The 17,071-nt window shown below is 38.5% G+C and carries 15 protein-coding genes and 1 riboswitch; of the genes, 1 reads left to right on the top strand and 14 read right to left on the bottom strand.

Annotated elements, in window-relative coordinates:
* Positions 1-849, bottom strand: a complete 849-nt coding sequence (locus tag M3189_RS20660; RefSeq protein WP_251637360.1) for an energy-coupling factor transporter ATPase — start codon at positions 847-849, stop codon at positions 1-3.
* A 183-nt stretch (positions 850-1,032) separates the two neighbouring features.
* Positions 1,033-1,527 carry a hypothetical protein gene (locus M3189_RS20655; RefSeq protein WP_251637359.1) on the bottom strand — a complete coding sequence of 165 codons (495 nt, stop codon included), beginning with the start codon at positions 1,525-1,527 and terminating at the stop codon, positions 1,033-1,035.
* 157 nt (positions 1,528-1,684) lie between these two features.
* A riboswitch (PreQ1 riboswitch) is annotated at positions 1,685-1,729 on the top strand.
* 8 nt (positions 1,730-1,737) lie between these two features.
* Between M3189_RS20655 and M3189_RS20650 the strand changes: the two genes are divergently transcribed.
* Complete coding sequence (locus tag M3189_RS20650) at positions 1,738-2,223, top strand: QueT transporter family protein (protein WP_251637357.1); 486 nt, start codon at positions 1,738-1,740, stop codon at positions 2,221-2,223.
* Positions 2,224-2,352: 129 nt separating this feature from the next.
* Here the strand turns inward: M3189_RS20650 and M3189_RS20645 are convergent, their stop codons facing one another.
* From M3189_RS20645 to M3189_RS20590, 12 genes are all read right to left on the bottom strand, one after another.
* Positions 2,353-4,629 carry a glycoside hydrolase family 3 protein gene (locus M3189_RS20645; protein ID WP_251637355.1) on the bottom strand — a complete coding sequence of 759 codons (2,277 nt, stop codon included), beginning with the start codon at positions 4,627-4,629 and terminating at the stop codon, positions 2,353-2,355.
* 246 nt (positions 4,630-4,875) lie between these two features.
* Entirely contained in the window at positions 4,876-5,646 is a 771-nt protein-coding gene (locus tag M3189_RS20640; RefSeq protein ID WP_251637353.1) for a response regulator transcription factor, read from the bottom strand.
* On the bottom strand, positions 5,643-7,472 hold the full coding sequence (locus M3189_RS20635; RefSeq protein WP_251637351.1) for a sensor histidine kinase: 1,830 nt from the start codon (positions 7,470-7,472) through the stop codon (positions 5,643-5,645). The genes M3189_RS20640 and M3189_RS20635 overlap by 4 nt, the downstream gene beginning before the upstream one ends.
* A 108-nt stretch (positions 7,473-7,580) precedes the next feature.
* Complete coding sequence (locus tag M3189_RS20630; protein ID WP_251637348.1) at positions 7,581-8,609, bottom strand: TRAP transporter substrate-binding protein; 1,029 nt, start codon at positions 8,607-8,609, stop codon at positions 7,581-7,583.
* Positions 8,610-8,658: 49 nt separating this feature from the next.
* The gene (locus M3189_RS20625) at positions 8,659-9,954 is read right to left on the bottom strand and encodes a TRAP transporter large permease (RefSeq protein WP_133370284.1); all 1,296 of its coding nucleotides are present in this window, start codon (positions 9,952-9,954) and stop codon (positions 8,659-8,661) included.
* A gap of 1 nt (position 9,955) precedes the next feature.
* Positions 9,956-10,453, bottom strand: a complete 498-nt coding sequence (locus M3189_RS20620) for a TRAP transporter small permease (RefSeq protein ID WP_251637346.1) — start codon at positions 10,451-10,453, stop codon at positions 9,956-9,958.
* Between the two features lie 561 nt (positions 10,454-11,014).
* Positions 11,015-11,488, bottom strand: a complete 474-nt coding sequence (gene larC / locus M3189_RS20615; RefSeq protein ID WP_251637344.1) for a nickel insertion protein — start codon at positions 11,486-11,488, stop codon at positions 11,015-11,017.
* Positions 11,489-11,505: 17 nt separating this feature from the next.
* Positions 11,506-12,471 (bottom strand): LarC family nickel insertion protein, encoded by a 966-nt coding sequence (locus M3189_RS20610; RefSeq protein ID WP_251637342.1) that lies wholly within the window; start codon positions 12,469-12,471, stop codon positions 11,506-11,508.
* On the bottom strand, positions 12,452-13,219 hold the full coding sequence (gene larB / locus M3189_RS20605) for a nickel pincer cofactor biosynthesis protein LarB (RefSeq protein WP_251637340.1): 768 nt from the start codon (positions 13,217-13,219) through the stop codon (positions 12,452-12,454). Before larB ends, M3189_RS20610 begins: the two co-directional genes overlap by 20 nt.
* A gap of 570 nt (positions 13,220-13,789) precedes the next feature.
* Positions 13,790-15,262: a gluconokinase gene (locus tag M3189_RS20600; RefSeq protein WP_251637331.1), complete on the bottom strand. Its 1,473-nt coding sequence runs from the start codon at positions 15,260-15,262 to the stop codon at positions 13,790-13,792.
* A gap of 129 nt (positions 15,263-15,391) precedes the next feature.
* Positions 15,392-16,201 carry an ATP-dependent sacrificial sulfur transferase LarE gene (gene larE, locus M3189_RS20595; RefSeq protein WP_251637328.1) on the bottom strand — a complete coding sequence of 270 codons (810 nt, stop codon included), beginning with the start codon at positions 16,199-16,201 and terminating at the stop codon, positions 15,392-15,394.
* An 81-nt stretch (positions 16,202-16,282) separates the two neighbouring features.
* Positions 16,283-17,053: an SDR family oxidoreductase gene (locus M3189_RS20590; protein WP_251637326.1), complete on the bottom strand. Its 771-nt coding sequence runs from the start codon at positions 17,051-17,053 to the stop codon at positions 16,283-16,285.
* Positions 17,054-17,071: the final 18 nt, after the last annotated feature.

Here is a 17,071-nt window from a genome sequence, read left to right as displayed (position 1 = left end):
TTAGCTCCTTGCTTTTGAAACTCTGTTAACTTCATTAATTAGTTCATCCTCATGGATTAACTCTTTTGAAAAAGTTGGAATTTTATTATGGACCATTTCTGCCATCTGACTAACAGCTGGAATGTCTAATTGCAATTGCATTAACATCTCTTTATGTTTAAAAATTTCACGTGGATTTCCATCCATCACAATTTTCCCGTCTTCCACTACGATAATACGGTCAGCTTCAGCCGCTTCAGACATGCGATGGGTAACCGTAATAATCGTCATTCCCATCTCATTCATTTGTCTCATAACCTGAAGGACTTCATTTCTGCCAAAGGTATCGAGCATACTCGTGGACTCATCAAATACAATACAGTCTGGCCGCATTGCCAGCACGCCAGCAATGGCTACTCTTTGCTTTTGTCCTCCTGATAAATGGTGTGGAGGTCTTTTCCGAAATTCAGACATCTTTACTACCTCTAAAGCCTCATCGATTCTTTGCTTCATTTCCGCTCTCGGTACACCGATATTCTCTAATCCGAAAGCTACGTCTTCCTCGACAATGGTCGCAACAATTTGATTATCAGGATGCTGAAAGACCATCCCAACTCCTCTTCGGATATCAAGCTTCTTGCTATCGTCCTTCGTATTGTACCCATGAACCCAAACATCCCCTGAGCCAGGTGTTAGGAGTCCATTCAAATGCTTGGATAATGTTGATTTTCCTGAACCATTATGTCCGATAATGGCAACATATTCTCCTGGAAAAATAGAAAAAGAGATATCCTTTAGAACAGAAACAGAATTGTTCTCATTGATTTTGTACGAAAATGAAACATTTTCTAAAGCAATAATGGGTTTCATCCAACCCCCCCTCTCCCTCTATTTTAGTAATTTTCTGAATATTATTCAATCATAGTAATTGATTCACAAGAAATATAATAGCATGAAGATTAAAATGGGGGTATCCTATAGCATTATTTTATCTATTTATATAATAAATCTAGGCCAGAACACTTTTATAGAGTCTGGCCATTCTCAAATTATTTAGGATAAAATTCTTTTGATTAACGATTTAGTTTTCTCTGGATTTACCTTCTTATCAATTAGCCACTGAAATCCGTACATAATGGCAGCATTTGCTGAAAATAAAATCAAGGCTTGATAGTCTTTTAAGCGAATGAGCGAAGCGATCCCCATCCTTTGTAACCATCTAACAAATACAAAGATATGAAAAAAATCCACACCTAGATTGAGCAAGGTAGAACGAAGAAATTTACCAAATGTAAATTTCAAAATCCAGATGGCTCCGACAAAAAATGGTCCAATTATGAATGGGACTTCCCCCATTACATTCGGGAATAATTGTGTATAAACCCTCCACCAGCCTTTTTTATTGGCATAAACAGACTGGACCCCAAATAAAAGACCGACAAATAAAGAAGTAAGCGAAAAGCGTTTCAATGCTTTTTTTCCAATGAACGGTACCGTCAACCAGGGCAACAACATAATAACTAACACGTACTTCTTTTTATTATCCATATATATCAACTTTCCTTTTTTACTATTAGAATGTACAAAAAGGCCAATAATATCCAATTAACAAGCATATAATTAACTTTACTGAAGATTATTTATCATGAGGCCTAACTTTGTGTTGACTAGTAGATTCGTATATATTAATATATTATTTTGTCAGAAAAACGTGGTTCGAGAACCTCCCACGTAAAAAAACTAAGGAGAGAACTGAATATGAAAATAAAAACACTTGTTGTTAACGCGATACTGGCAGCGTTATACATTGCTGTTTCCGGTTTAATCGCACCTTTTGGTTTTACAAATATCCAATTCCGTATATCCGAAATGTTCAACCATCTTATTGTCTTCAATAAGAAGTATCTCTTCGGAATCATTATTGGGGTATTTTTATCCAACCTATTCTTTTCACCGATGGTCGCCTATGACCTCGTTTTCGGTGTCGGTCAATCATTATTAGCCTTATCGATTACAATTTTATCCGCACGCTTCATTAAAGGAATCTGGGCACGTATGATTGTGAATACCGTTGTCTTCACCTTCACTATGTTCTTGATTGCTTGGGAATTAAACCTAGCATTCGAATTGCCATTCTTATTTACCTGGCTGACTGTGGCTGTTGGAGAATTTGTCGTAATGGCTGTCGGTATGCCGATTATATATTTCATAAACAAGCGAGTAAATTTCGAAAAAAGAGTATAAATAAAAAAGAGGGCGATGCAGCTTGAGAATAACCGAGCTGCATCGCTTTTTTTTAATATATCTATTATTGTAATAGAGTCATCGTAATTTTGAATCTTGTCGGACAGCTCCTATTTCTTCTATACCTTACTATTTCTTGTTTCCAGCATGGTCAGGTTTACCTACAGCTTTTCCGTTGTTGCCATCGCTGTAAGAAAGACCAAATCCGTATTCGTATTTGTCATTATTTTTATTCACATATTCGAAATCTGCATATTCTTCAGGCGCAAAGCTTGGAACATCCCCAACTTCTTTTTCTACCGCTTCTGCACTAGCTGGAATAGCGAATGGAAGTTTTCCTACAGGTTTGAATTTTCCAGTGATTACGTCAAATACAGCTTCCTGTAGTGTACCAAAAGTACCAATTAATGCTGCAGCATTTGGCTCAAGTTCATTAATAAGCCATTGGTTCGTAAAGTTTAAAGCAGTGATGGTTGGAACAGTTTTTTGAATTTTAACAATTCGGTCTACATCAGATATTCCAGTTGTTTCATTAATATCAATACGTGGATTATTATCCCAGTTCGATTGAGTTGGTTTTACATATACATAAGCATGTGTTGCTTCCTCAACGCTTTCAACTAATTCGATGTTAGGGAATTTTTCTGTAAGTGTTTTCTTTAAGTCTGCAGTAAATCCAGCAGATTGTAAGGCAGAATTATCAGCTACATATTTTGCAGCTTCTTCACCTTTTAAGCTTCTTGGTGCTGCAACTCCAACAAATCCCTCAACATATAGTTTAACATCTTTTAACTTTCCATTAGTTAATGGTAATAGTTTTTTACCACCATCGATTTTATCATTACGCATTAGAACGACTGACTTTTGATGTGCATCATACGCTAATGCTCTATGTTCTTCATTGTTTGCCGCAGCAATAGCTTCAGTAGGATTTACATAAGGGTCTTCAAATAGACCTAATGTCATCATTTCTGATAGTGTATAAGTGATTGATTCGTCAACTTTTGATTCAAGACTTTGGTCAGCGTTTACAGCCTCAATTACTAATTCTGGTGTTGCTCCACCTGAAATAATGTTAGTTCCTGCTTGTAGTGCTTTTGCAACTTTTTGTGCCCCTGAAATTGGATTTCCATTTTCATCTTCATGGTAACCCCATGCACTGCCAGCAACTGCACCTGAGTCAGAGTTAATATATCCTTTGAAACCAAGACCTTCACGCAAGTAATCTATGATTCCTTTATTTAGAGTCATTCCAACTTCTTCGAATTGCTGAGTTTCACTATACGGTTCTAAACCTTGATTAGCACTATCATTACTTGGATATGCATAATATGGCATTACAGATGCCACACCAGCTTCAATCGCTCTCTGGAAAGGAGGAATATGATATTTCTCCAAACTTCCTTCAGTAGGATAAATGTTAAAGCTGCCGTTTTCAAAGTGAGGGTCTTGTCCATCATCACGAGCTCCACCGCCAGGGAAGTGTTTAACTGTGATGGCTACACTGTCTTTGCCAAGTTCTTCAGTTTGGAATCCTCTAACGATTTCATAATTCATATCGCCAACTAGTTTTGGATCTTCGCCGAATGTCTCCTCAATTCTTGCCCAAAGTGGGTCTGTTGCAACGTCAGCCATATATCCATAAACCTTACGAATACCAGCAGCTCTCCATTCCTGACGGGCAATATCCGCAAATTCAGCAACAGCTTCTACATCTCGAGCCGCTGCAAAACCTAATGTTCCAGGCCAGAAAGTATGTTGATCCTGAACATTTGTAATATTGGTATAATCTGTTGAGGCAGAGTTTCTTGGATTTGAAGTAATCACAACCGGGATACCTAATTCTAGACCCTCTGCTAATTGTTGCATTTGGTTATTATAATTGGCAATATCGCCTAAGTTTTGAGATAGACGGTAAATAACGTGGCGCAATTTTTGCTCAGTAACGATTTTACTGTTAGCAGGGGTTACAAATTTCCCATCTGCCGGATCTGCTACTGGAGTATGAGTATTTATGTACATCAATCCAGCTTTTTGCTCAAGACTCATTTTACTAATCAAATCTGCGACACGTGTTGAAACTGGCTTTGTCCAGTCTTCGTATCCATCTAATCTTTTATTGCCATTGGCATCTCTAAAATATTTGCCGTCAATTTCAAGAATTCTATCTTGAGTTGCCACTTCAATTTCTGGCTGGCCTTCAGCTTTTGCAATTTTATAAGTTGTTATTGCACCCCGGCCAGTATATGGCGAAGCTTCTCCTTCTTCACCTGTATATCCTTGTTCATCTGCAAAAATTGCCTGTGGTCCAATAACTGGAGCAACTAATGATAGAGTTAGTGCGGTTGCGAGCAGCTTTTTTCTTAATTTTGAAGATTTTTTAATTTGTTTTGATAATGAAGCCATTTTTCTTCCTCCCTTTTTTTAAATTGAATGCGTTTACAAATCTAAGATAGCGTTTCTATGTTCAATGATATAATTCAGAGTAGTCTATCAAGTAGTGAGTTTTTTTAGGTATATTTGTACTTTTTTTATATTTAGAATTTTCAGTTATTAATACCCATGACTTTCTTCCTGCTTATAAAGTCATTAATGAGCTTTAACACACAGATACAAAAAAAAAGAATCAGAAATATAAGTTTCTGATCCATTTTATCTATTAATAAGATTTCCATCCCCTGTTTTGCTTTTACTATTCCGATACTCTGATGGAGAACATCCCACTATTCTCTTAAAATTATTGCTAAAATAGGCTAAATCAGAATATCCAACTCTTTCGGCAATTTCTGACATTCGTAATGTTGTATTGTGCAATAAACGTTTACTTTCCTCAATTCTCAACTCCGTTATATAATCAACAAATTTTTTATTGAGCTGTTGCTTGAACAATTGACTGAGGTAACTGGGATTTATGTGAATACTCTCTGCCGCTTCTTTTAACGATATTTGATCAAGAGGAGTTTTATTTATATAATCCAATACTCGTTCAATCGTTGATAACGGAACATTATCATTGTCAGGAAGTGTATGATTACTCGTATCACCTTCGTTACCTTTTTCATTTAACCATTTCTCTAGACAAACCTTTATTTCATTCTCCTCAATCGGTTTAAGAAGATAATCCGTTACACCGCTTCGTATTGCTTGCTGGACAAACTGAAACTCATCATGGACAGAAATTACAATAACATCATATTCCCCGTTTAGAATACTCAGTTCCTTAACCAAAGCTAGACCATCCATAATTGGCATTCGGATATCCGTTAATATAAGGTCAACATCATTCATCTTTATCCAATCTAATGCTTCTAATCCATTTTGACATTCATGGACAACCACTAAGGGAAGATTCAATTTATTGATTGTCCATTTAAGGGCGGTTCGTACCCACCTCTCATCATCAACTAACAAGACTTTTTTCATCCGATTTCCCTTCCCTCTGTAATTTCCTTCATGGGCAGCTGCATCTCGACCACTGTACCAGTTCCCAATCGGCTTCTGATTGCAAGTCCATACTCTGCTCCAAACACATAATGAATCCTTTGATGGACATTTAATAATCCAATATGTTTCCCATCTGAGTTTGTCGTTTTCTGTTCAAGCTTCCTAGTAAGTTCTTCTAACTTGTGATTCGGGATACCAGCACCTGTATCTTCTACTCTTATCGCAAAAGAAGATACAGAATGGGGAACGACTGATATGGTAATTTTGAATTTTTTAAAGCTTTGCCCATAGGCATGAACGAAGCAATTTTCAACTAGTGGCTGTAGTGAAAACTTGACTACCTGCTGTTCTATTGCCCATGGAGGAATATCAATCTTATACTCGAATCGATCCTCAAAACGGAATTTCTGGATTTGAAGATACGTATGACAAAACTTAATTTCTTCTCCCAGGCTTACGGTGGCTGAATCATTTTTAAGATTGTAGCGAAGAAGCATTGCTAGGGAAAAGGACATCGTTGCAATATTTTCCTGACCCTCTTCTAATGCCATCCCTCTAATCGTCTCAAGGGAGTTATATAAAAAATGAGGGTTCATTTGAGACTGCAGCATCTTTATTTCAATTTCCTTCTGTTTGAGTGACATTTCTGTTTCTTTTAATTTAGAGACATATACTTCTTCAAGCAAATTGGATAGTTTTTCAACAGTATTGTTAACTCCAGCCGATAACTGACCAATTTCATCATTTGATTCTACTGGAACTTGACCGCTAAGGTTTCCAATTTCAACTTCCCTCATAAACATTTGCAGGCGTCGTATTGGGCGAACTAAGCTTGTTGCAAAGCCAAATCCTACTGTGTAGGCAATCATTAATGAAATGATAATCGTCAAAACAATCGTTCTTCCGATTTGAATAATTCCCCCTGTTAAATCTTTATAGGGCACCGCCGTAAAGAAACTCCAGCCTATATTTGGGGAATAGGTGTAGGTGACAAAATCCTTCCGGTCGTTCTTTAATATTTGTGTACTGCTTTCGTTATTTTGAAGTTGTGAAAGCTGGCTAAATTCGACCTCTTTTCCAAGCTTTGAATAATCGGGATGATAGACATAATGCCCTTTTGAATCTAAAATGAAGAAATACCCATTCCTGCTCACTGTTACTTTATTTGAAATTTCTTCAATTCTTCTGAAATTTATATCGATAACGAGCATTCCTACAGGCCTTAGCGTATCAGGATTGTATAACCTCCTGACAAGTGATATAACCGGCTGCTCTTTATTCTTAAGTTTAAGAGTTCTCGTTACCAGCATCGTCATTCCGTTTAATGGTACGGATGAATACCAATATTCTTCTTTTATATTGGTCGCAGGATAGTAATTCCGGAGCCCCAAAGTATCAATGACAATATCATCATCCATCAACACAGTTATATTAGAAATATCTGCACGAGAATACGCAGCATTTCTGAGTGTATTCCTTGCTGATTCCACCACATGATTACTTTTTTCATTTTTAAAAAGGCTGGATAATTCTGGAGAGTTGATAATTTTCAAGCTTGTAATTTCAAATTCTTGTAAATAATATTCAATATGTGATTCTACTTGATCAATAATTTGTCCACTATATTGGCGAAGCTCGTTTTCCAATTCTACGGAAGAGCGATTAAAGGATATAATTCCCACTGAAAGCACTGGAAAAATAACCAGGAAACTAGAAAAAATGCAAAGCTTCATCATCAGTGATTGATTCTTTAAGAGAATATAACGCTCAATAAATTCTTCTGCCTTTTTCCAGCGATGCCGCATTCTTTCCACTTCCTAATTAATTTTCTAATTCTTTCCTATTATCAAAACAGAAAAGACCCAGCTGGTAAATGGGTAAACTTACCAGCTAGGCATTTTTGTAAACAAAGATTATGGACGTGCTTCTTCAATCGCATCCATTACTTCTTTATACTCTTTTGAATATTCATCAATCATAGGCTTTACAGCATCTGTCCAAGGCTTAAGATTTTTAACCTCAGTAAATGTAACACCTGCGTCTTCTAATTTCTTTGTAGATTTCTCTTCATATTTATCCCACTCTGCTCTTTGTGTTTCAACAGAATCAAGGGCTGCTTGTTTAACAATCTTTTGGTCTTCTGCGTCAAGCTTATCCCAAGCTACTTTACTAATCAAAAGAACTTCAGGAATACGTTGGTGATGATCAAGAATCAGGTTTTTAGCCTCTTGATAATGGTTAGATGAATCTAAACTTGGCAGGTTATTTTCTGCTCCATCAATGATACCTGTTTGAAGGGCACTGAAAACTTCACCATATGGCATTGGAGTAGCGCTTGCACCTAAGGCAGCCATGAAATCAATATTGATTTTACTTTGTTGAACACGAATCTTAAGTCCTTTTAGATCTTCTACACCTTTAAGTTCTTTCGTAGAATAAAAACTACGTGAACCTGAATCGTAATAAGCTAATCCCTTCATCTTAGATTGCTCAAGACCATCTAGTAATTTTGTTCCCATATCCCCATTTAAGAAACTCCATAAGTGTTCTTCGCTCTCAAATACATAAGGGAGTCCGATTGGAGTAAATTGATTATTGAACTCGGCAAGCGGGCTGGAGTTGATACGTGTAAATTCGATAGCTCCCAGCTGAACCTGCTCAAGAACAGATTTTTCATCTCCTAATTGAGCTGATGGATATACTTCAATTTTGATACGTCCATCCGTTCTTTCTTCAACTAATTCAGCGAACTTTTTGTCACCTAGGACAGTTGGATAATCAGGCGGCTGATTGTCAGCTAAGCGGAATGTATAGGATGGTTTTTCTTCTTCCTTGTTCCCCTCGCCCTTTGTGTTAGTTGTTTCTTTCCCGCCACATGCTGCAAGGATTGTGCCCATTAAAAGTGTTGCGGCTAAAATACCTGTAAACTTTTTGCTTATCAAAATCTACACCCCTTTTTATTTTTTTATATAATCTTCACCATTCCACAGGCTATTTGACTAACATATTTGGAAGCCACATTACAACCTCTGGAATATAGGTGATAATTAACAGAACAACGAGTAAAGCATAGAAAAATGGCATCATAGCTTTTGTACCTTGCTGGATCGAGACCTTCCCTATCGCACAGCCAACAAATAAAACGGTTCCAACTGGCGGTGTTAATAAGCCAATTCCAGCATTTAAGATTAGGACAATCCCGAAATGGACAGGATCCATACCAAAGCTCGTTACAACTGGAAGAAGGATCGGTGTCATGATTAATATCATTGGTGCCATGTCCATTGGTGCACCAAGAAGCAGCAGTAAAATATTGATAATCAATAAAATGATTAGTGGATTATCAGAAATACTTAAGAACAGGTCGGTTACCATAGCAGGAATTTGCAAATAGGCGAGTATCCATCCAAAGGATGCAGATGCCGCAATTAAGAAAAATACCATCGAAACCGTTCTCATTGTTCTTGTAAGTATTTTCCCGATACTTGAGATCGGTGCTTCTCTATAAATAACGAATGCTAGAATAAAAGAATATAAGCATGCTAACGCACCAGACTCAGTAGCCGTAAACCAGCCGCTCATAATTCCGCCCAGTATAATGACGGCGGGACTTAAGGATAAAAGACCGTGTAAGAGAATACCGCCAATTTGTGATTTTGGCACTGGATCTGCTTTCCCGTATCCACGTTTTCTAGCAATAATATAAGAAGTAATCATAAGAGAAATTAACATAATGAATCCAGGTACAACGCCTGCCATAAATAGACTGGCGATGGATACGCCCCCGGCAGCTAACGAGTAAAGGACCAAGTTATGACTCGGAGGTACCACTACACCTTGGATAGCCGAAGCAATGGTAACACCCACCGCATAATCTGCTTCGTATCCTTTCTTTTTCATCATAGGAATCATAACAGATCCAACGGATGAAACGTCTGCGACTGCAGACCCTGAGATGTTCCCAAAAAACAAGGCAGCCACACTATTAACCATTGCAAGTCCGCCACGTATTCTTCCTACTAGTAAACTCGCAAAATTTACAATCCTTGTTGCAAGTCCCCCTTCACTCATTATTTGTCCTGTCAGGATAAAGAATGGGATGGCTAGCAAGGAAAAGGAGTTCATTCCTTGAATCATTTGCTGGCCGATAACCGGAAGCGGAATTTTCATATAGATTACTGTTAGCAAGGACGATGCCACAAGCGTAAGAGCAATCGGAAAACGCAGCAGGACTAGAATAACAAAGCTTGATAGTAAGATGATAATTCCGATTGTGTTCGTGTCCATTTTATAAACCCTCCTCCAAATCCCTATGTCTTGTTGTGTTAATATTAAAGAATTGCAGGAGTGAGTAACCGCAAATCATAATACCTGTGACTGGCATAGCCAAATAGGTGATGCTGCTCGGAAGTTTTGTTGCTGGAAGAGTCGATTCCGCCGTCAACAATGTAAATTCCCATCCCTGGACTACGAGGTAATAACCAAAAGCAAAAACGGAAGCATGAATGATTTTATCTAAGACCTTATTAAAGGATTTAGGAAATAGGTTGGTGAAGGAATCAATACCTAAATGAATATACTCCCTAAAGCCTATCGCAATGGCCATAAAGGCGAACCATGCTAGCAGTAACAGTGTAATTTCTTCGGACCAAAAGAATACAAAATTAAATAATTTCCGTGTCATAACCTGTGTGGTTACAACAAAAATTAAAGCTACCAAGAATAGTAAAGTGAATTTTTCGAAAATAGAGTCGATAGCTTTAAATACCTTTTTAATATAATCCAAGTGAATCCCCCCTCGATTGAAACCGTTTACTTACTTATCATTTTACGAACTGGGAGGATGATTTTATATATTGTTTTTTTAGGTAAATTTGTGATTTTTTTAGGATTAAGAGATTTAGGTAAGCCTTTTCATTTAATAGAAGGATATTATTGTTTTTTGTTTGTTTAATGAACTAATTAATTAGATTTAGTTTAACATTCAGGCTTTTTACCGTCAATATGGGCTGGGAAGGAGATATTTTCAGTAATATACTGACTGTCGCCTGTGTCAATTAGGGTCTAGGTTTCCAGAAAATGTCTAATAGTCCAAAACCTATTGAAAAAAGTCCATAACTACTTGAAAATAGTCCAAAACCTCCTAAAAATAGTCCATAACCTATCAAAAAAAGTCCAAAACAAAAAACGACCCAATTAAGGTCGTTCATAATCATTCATTTTCCACAAAAATCACATTAATTGTAAATTTTAAGCCATAATTAACGGTCAAAGCACCCATCAAAGACGGAAACATTAGATATCATCTGGCACTAGCCCCTTCAAAAGCTGAAAATGGAGCCAACATCTACTTCTGGTTATCTATTTCCTTCCAAACCGTTTCATAGACCTTTTTTAATGGAATATCGTGGAGACGTGCGAGGCTCTTACATTCCTCATACTCCGGTGCCCGCTGCACGACTTGGCCATTGAGGATGCCTTCTTTTACAGTTACAGTCCCCCACTCCGTTTCCACTTTGTTGAATACTCTTTCTAACCGGTGGACGGTTAGCGGATAATACCGGAGACCTAGAGTTGTTGTTTCTTTAAAAAGTATTTCTTTCATTTTATTTAGATTTTCATTAGAGCAAAGTAACTGAAGCAAGATTCCTGGTCTGTTTTTTTTCATATAAATTGGCGTATAAAAAACATCATTTGCCCCCGCTTCAAAAAGTAAATCCATTACGTAACCAAGCCATTCTCCAGGAATATTGTCTAAATTAACTTCCATTTTAATCATTTGATCATCAAGATGTTCATAATTAGGAGGGTGAGAACTCATTTTTTATACTCCTTATTCTATTCGCCAATGATGACTCGAACAACATTCGGACGGTCTTTAAAGGTTTTTGTCCCAGCACCATAACCTATTGAGTTTACTTTCATTGAAGGAATGGAGCAGAATTCCTCAGCTAGAACAGCAATAATTGCTGCCCCAGTTGGTGTGGTAAGCTCAAACCTCACCTCTGAATGTTCAATCGGAATCCCTTTTAAAATCTCAAGTGTCGCAGGTGCCGGAACTGGATAGATACCATGGTCAATTCGAATTTTCCCCGTTCCGACAGGGATTGCTGATGATTTTATATGCGTTATATCTAGCTGATGGATTAAGATGGATGTCCCAATAATGTCGATGATTGAGTCTACTGCACCCACTTCATGGAAATGGACATTCTCTAAAGGTACTCCATGAATATGCCCTTCCGCCTCACCAATTTTTTTAAAGATCTTCAAGGCCGTATCTTTCACTTGTTGGGAAAAATCAGCCTCTTCAATTAGTTTAACAATATCTTTATACGAACGGTGGTCATGATGATGGTGGTGAGCATGATCGTGGTCATGGTCATGAGTGTGTTCATGCGTATGAGCGTGTTCATGGTCATGAGTATGTTCATGCGTATGAGTGTGTTCATGGTCATGAGTGTGTTCATGGTCATGAGTGTGGTCATGCGTATGAGCGTGTTCATGGTCATGAGTGTGGTCATGGCTATGTGAATGTTTATGGTCATGGTGGTGTGTGTGACCATGATCATGATCGTGGCTATGAGTGTGTCCATGATCATGATTAGCTAGAATCACATCAAACTTTGTGCTTGTAATCCCATTTTTGATGACCTTTTTCCATGTTAATTCATATTCATCTTCTATATGGAGCTTCTTTAATTCTTCTACTAATTTGACCGGGTCCGCACCTGCATCAATGAGAGCCCCTATAACCATATCTCCGCTTACTCCTGAAAAACAATCAAAGTAAAGTGTCTTCATTTCTTTCCCCTTTTTGTGCAAGTTGATGTATTAATACGGCGTTATACCCTCCGCCAAAGCCATTATCAATATTGACAACACTAATTCCAGAAGCACATGAATTCAACATTGTCAGTAAAGCCGATAACCCGTTAAAGTTAGCTCCATAGCCGACACTTGTCGGGACTGCGATTACAGGATGAGAAACGAGTCCACCAACAACACTTGGCAGTGCCCCTTCCATCCCAGCTACCACTACAGAGACCGTCGCCTTTTGAATCTCTTCTGCATGACTCAGCAACCGATGAATCCCAGCTACGCCAACATCATAAATTCGATGGACGTTGCTTCCTAATATTTCTGCAGTAACTGCTGCTTCTTCTGCCACCCTTAAATCAGAGGTTCCTGCAGCAACGACTGCTATGTATCCATGAGTGTTTTCGTTTGTTTTTTGCTCTTTCCAAAATAGGATTTGAGCGACTTCATTATAAGTAAATTCAGGACAAGCTCGCTTAACGATTGCTGCTTTTTCCTCTGAAATTCTTGTTACCATCACCTGATTGTTCCTTGCCCTTAGTGCTTGGATAATCGAAATAATCTGTTCAGCTGTTTTCCCTTCGCCATAGACAACTTCTGGAAAGCCCTGTCGTTTCTTACGATGATGGTCTACCTTTGCAAAGCCTAAATTTTCAAACGTCGCTAATTGTTCTTTTGCTTCGGCAATACTGAGGGTACCTTTTTGAACTTGTTCTAAAATCTCTTCAAGCATTCGATTCCCCCCTTTTTATGTCTAGTGTGATTCTAGAGGATGGCTTAAAATCAGACTATCACCTTATTGAGGACTAATCTCCAGTCACTCTTAACCAGTTTTGTCCTCAAGACCTCTTATTGAGGACTAATCCTCAGTCCCGCTTATCAGGTTTTGTCCTCAAGACCCCTTATTGAGGACTAATCTCCAGTCCCGCTATACATGATTTGTCCCCAAGACCCCTTATTGAGGACTAATCTCCAGTCCCGCTATACATGATTTGTCCCCAAGACCCCTTATTGAGGACTAATCTCCAGTTACTCTTAACCAGTTTTGTCCTCAAGGCACTGATGAAGGACAAATCTTCCAGTTCTTCTACGAGTTTTGTCCTTCATACCCCTGATGAAAGACAAATCTTCCAGTTCTTCTACGAGTTTTGTCCTTCATACCCCTGATGAAGGACAAATCTTTCAGTTCCTCTACGAGTTTTGTCCTTCATACCCCTGATGAAGGACAAATCTTTCGGTTCCTCTACGAGTTTTGTCCTTCATGCACACCTGATGAAAGAGATTTGACCATCAGAGACCTCTATTAAAAGTACTTTACCATATCCTTAGCAAGCTTTTCATAGTTTTCATATATCGCTTTATATCGTAAAGAGTTTTCTTTATTAGGGACAACACCGCTGCCCATTGGGATATTCTTTTTGATATCTTCAAAAGAATCCACTTTACCTATACCCACTAATGCAGTCCAAGCGGCTCCCCATGCGGCACTGTGATGACTTTCTGAGACATAGATTTCTGCTTCAAAAATGTCAGCCATCATTTGCAGCCAGAGCGGTGATCTTGCCAATCCACCGTTAACGTAGATTTTCTTAGGCTCACCAGCCAGCCTTTCCAGTGCTTTCCCGATTTGATAGAGATTAAACGTGATGCCTTCCAGAACTGCTCGGATAAAATGCTCCTTCTTATGGGTAATCGAAACGCCATAAAAATTGCCCTTTGCCTGCTGATTCCAAATTGGCGCTCTTTCCCCATTTAAATAAGGCAAGAAAAGAATTCCCTCAGCACCAGGAGCCACCTTTTCTGCGTCCCCTAAGAAATCTGTAAAATCCCTTTGGTCATTTAAAAGATCTTTTAACCATTGTAATACGATACCACCATTGTTTGTCGGGCCGCCTACAATCGATGACTCTGCTGTAAAGGAGTAACAAAAAGTTTCTTGGTGTTCATCAATTTTTACACCTTGATTAATCTGTCTAATCGCACCGCTTGTACCAACCGAAACAGCAACTTCACCAGGTAGAATCGCACCTATCCCTAGGTTTGCCAGTTGGCCGTCTGCAGCACCCATCACGAATGGCATCTCTTGATTAATGCCCATTTCATCCGCGATTTCTTTTTTAAGACCAGACAAAACTTTTGTAGGAGGCACAATCTCTGATAGCTGCTCCTTGCCAATCCCTGTCATTTCTAACAACTCTTGTTCCCACTCAAGCGTCTGGGGATTGAATAATCCTGTCGCTGACGCCATGGAATAATCGATTACACGTTCATTAAACCAGCACTGGATTAAATACTCTTTTATCGACATAAAGAAAGCTGCATCTTGGTAAGGCTGATAATTTGTTTCTTTCATCCATAGTAATTTTAAAAACGGAGTCATGGGATGGATGGGTGTTCCTGTTTTTGCGTAGACACTGCTTCCAATCGTTTTCTTAATGGTTTCTGCTTGCCCCGTGCTTCTGCCATCCGCCCAAATGATTGCCGGAGACAGAGGTCTTCCGTCTTCGTGAACACAAATGAGGGAGTGCATCGCCGCTGAAAATCCTAAAGCGAGCAAATCATCTTTTTCGACACCTGCTTTTTCAATCGCTTCCCGAATAGCGAGAACAGCTGACCGCTCAATTTCAACTGGGTCCTGTTCTGACCAGCCAGGCTGTGGATATTGAAAAGAGTTCATTTTTTCTACTTCTGCTGCTAATTTTCCATTTAAATAAAATATACACGCTTTTACACTAGTCGTTCCGATATCAAGCCCAATTACAAATTCTCTTGGCATACTCATCTTCCTTTTCAAAAAACAATATATATGTTGTCAATTATAATTGTCTATTTTTTCTATTTCTATTACGTTAATAGAAAAGGCTTTGGATTTTCCCCAAAGCCTCCATTAAAATTAAGTACCTTATTAACCTAGATTAGTTAGAACTTTGTTCATACTGCCGCTTTTATATCCGAGTAAGTCTAATGTTATATATTTATAGCCGTAATCTTGGAGCTCTTTGACAATACTATCGTGATGTTCGAGGACGATTTTCATGTCATTGGGCTCTACTTCAATCCGAGCTATTTCTTGATGCGTCCTTACTCGTACTTGACGAATTTTCAAGCCTTTTAGGTAAGCCTCTGCTTTTTCAACCTTAGTCAGCTTTTCTTTTGTAATGTACTCACCGTAAGCAATTCTTGAAGATAAACAAGCAAACGAAGGTTTATCCCAGGTTGGCAAATCAAACTGCTGGGAAAGCTCCCTGATTTCTTCTTTGAATAGGTTTGCCTCAAGCAGCGGTCCGCGGATTCCCTTTTCTTTAGCTGCCTGCATGCCTGGACGATGTTCGTTCATGTCATCTGCAATCACACCATAAATGACATTATTAAAGCCCTTTTCTTCCATTACCGGAATCAAATGATCAAATAAGCTGCTTTTACAAAAATAGCATCGATTCTTATTATTCTCTGCGTAGCCAGGGATGGCTAATTCAGAGGTTTCAATGACTTGGTGTTTGACCCCGATTTTTTCAGCTAATTCTTTTGCCTCCAAAAGCTCACTAGAGGGATAGGTTTCTGAGTCAGCTGTTACTGCAAGAACATGATCTTTCCCTAATGTCTCAACGGCTGCTTTTAATAAAAAGGTACTATCCACACCGCCTGAGAATGCGACAACCACTGTTTCCATTTCTCGGAGAATCGACTGTAATTTCTTATATTTCTCTGTTAACATGGTCTAATCTCCTTTCCCCAAACATTTTTAAAAGCCACCCACTATACAAGATATTGAGTGGCATAAGTCTATATGTGTAAATTAAATCGTCATGGCTCCAAATCCGCCGTCAACACGAAGTAATGCACCTGTAACAAAGCTTGAAGCTTTATCTGACGCTAGGAATACTGTAGCACCTTGAAGTTCTTCAGCCTCCCCAAAGCGTTCCATAGGAGTATGACCCATAATGGATGCAATTCTTCCTTTGTCTAAAATTTTGCGGTTTTGTTCAGCAGGGAAGAATCCTGGAATAATGGCATTGACACGAATCCCGCTAGTAGCAAATTCACGAGCTAGGAATTGAGTGACACTATTAAGTCCTGCTTTTGAAACAGAATACGTAAATACTCTTGATAAAGGAGTTGTAGAAGAAACGGATGAAATATTGATAATACTTCCTTTTCTTTCTTGCTCAATCATACGCTTCGCAAAGATCTGACAAGTCATGACAATACCTTTTAAGTTAATATCCATAATTTTATCGTACTCGTCCATATCTAAATCAAAAAACGGAGTTGGGCTGTTTGTACCAGGTGCATTCAATAGAATATCCCAGCCGCCAGACCATTGTTCAATTTCGTTGGCAACTTTAACCAAAGAGTCCTTAGAACTAACATCTGCTTGGAACGCCTTGGCTTCTCCGCCATTTTCAATAATTTCCTTCACAACTGCTTCCGCTGTTTCCAAATTACGACCAACAATCGCTACTTTCGCTCCGTGATCAGCCAAACCTTTTGCCATTGCTGAACCTAATACACCATTTCCGCCAACAGCCACCGCGGTTTTCCCTGTTAAATCAAATAAATTATTCATATTTCAACTCTCCCTTGT

It is taken from the genome of Neobacillus niacini (assembly GCF_023715415.1).
GTDB lineage: Bacteria > Bacillota > Bacilli > Bacillales > Cytobacillaceae > Neobacillus > Neobacillus niacini_C.
The sequence above is the reverse complement of the archived record's forward strand: the minus strand, read 5'-3'. Positions and strand labels throughout refer to the sequence as shown.

What these genes read in the sequence shown, in the direction of transcription:
- M3189_RS20660 (WP_251637360.1), bottom strand. Translation starts at nt 849, where the DNA reads ATGAAACCCATTATTGCTTTAGAAAATGTTTCATTTTCGTACAAAATC.
- M3189_RS20655 (WP_251637359.1), bottom strand. Translation starts at nt 1,527, where the DNA reads ATGGATAATAAAAAGAAGTACGTGTTAGTTATTATGTTGTTGCCCTGG.
- M3189_RS20650 (WP_251637357.1), top strand. Translation starts at nt 1,738, where the DNA reads ATGAAAATAAAAACACTTGTTGTTAACGCGATACTGGCAGCGTTATAC.
- M3189_RS20645 (WP_251637355.1), bottom strand. Translation starts at nt 4,629, where the DNA reads ATGGCTTCATTATCAAAACAAATTAAAAAATCTTCAAAATTAAGAAAA.
- M3189_RS20640 (WP_251637353.1), bottom strand. Translation starts at nt 5,646, where the DNA reads ATGAAAAAAGTCTTGTTAGTTGATGATGAGAGGTGGGTACGAACCGCC.
- M3189_RS20635 (WP_251637351.1), bottom strand. Translation starts at nt 7,472, where the DNA reads ATGCGGCATCGCTGGAAAAAGGCAGAAGAATTTATTGAGCGTTATATT.
- M3189_RS20625 (WP_133370284.1), bottom strand. Translation starts at nt 9,954, where the DNA reads ATGGACACGAACACAATCGGAATTATCATCTTACTATCAAGCTTTGTT.
- larC (WP_251637344.1), bottom strand. Translation starts at nt 11,488, where the DNA reads ATGAGTTCTCACCCTCCTAATTATGAACATCTTGATGATCAAATGATT.
- M3189_RS20610 (WP_251637342.1), bottom strand. Translation starts at nt 12,471, where the DNA reads ATGAAGACACTTTACTTTGATTGTTTTTCAGGAGTAAGCGGAGATATG.
- larB (WP_251637340.1), bottom strand. Translation starts at nt 13,219, where the DNA reads ATGCTTGAAGAGATTTTAGAACAAGTTCAAAAAGGTACCCTCAGTATT.
- M3189_RS20600 (WP_251637331.1), bottom strand. Translation starts at nt 15,262, where the DNA reads ATGCCAAGAGAATTTGTAATTGGGCTTGATATCGGAACGACTAGTGTA.
- larE (WP_251637328.1), bottom strand. Translation starts at nt 16,201, where the DNA reads ATGTTAACAGAGAAATATAAGAAATTACAGTCGATTCTCCGAGAAATG.
- M3189_RS20590 (WP_251637326.1), bottom strand. Translation starts at nt 17,053, where the DNA reads ATGAATAATTTATTTGATTTAACAGGGAAAACCGCGGTGGCTGTTGGC.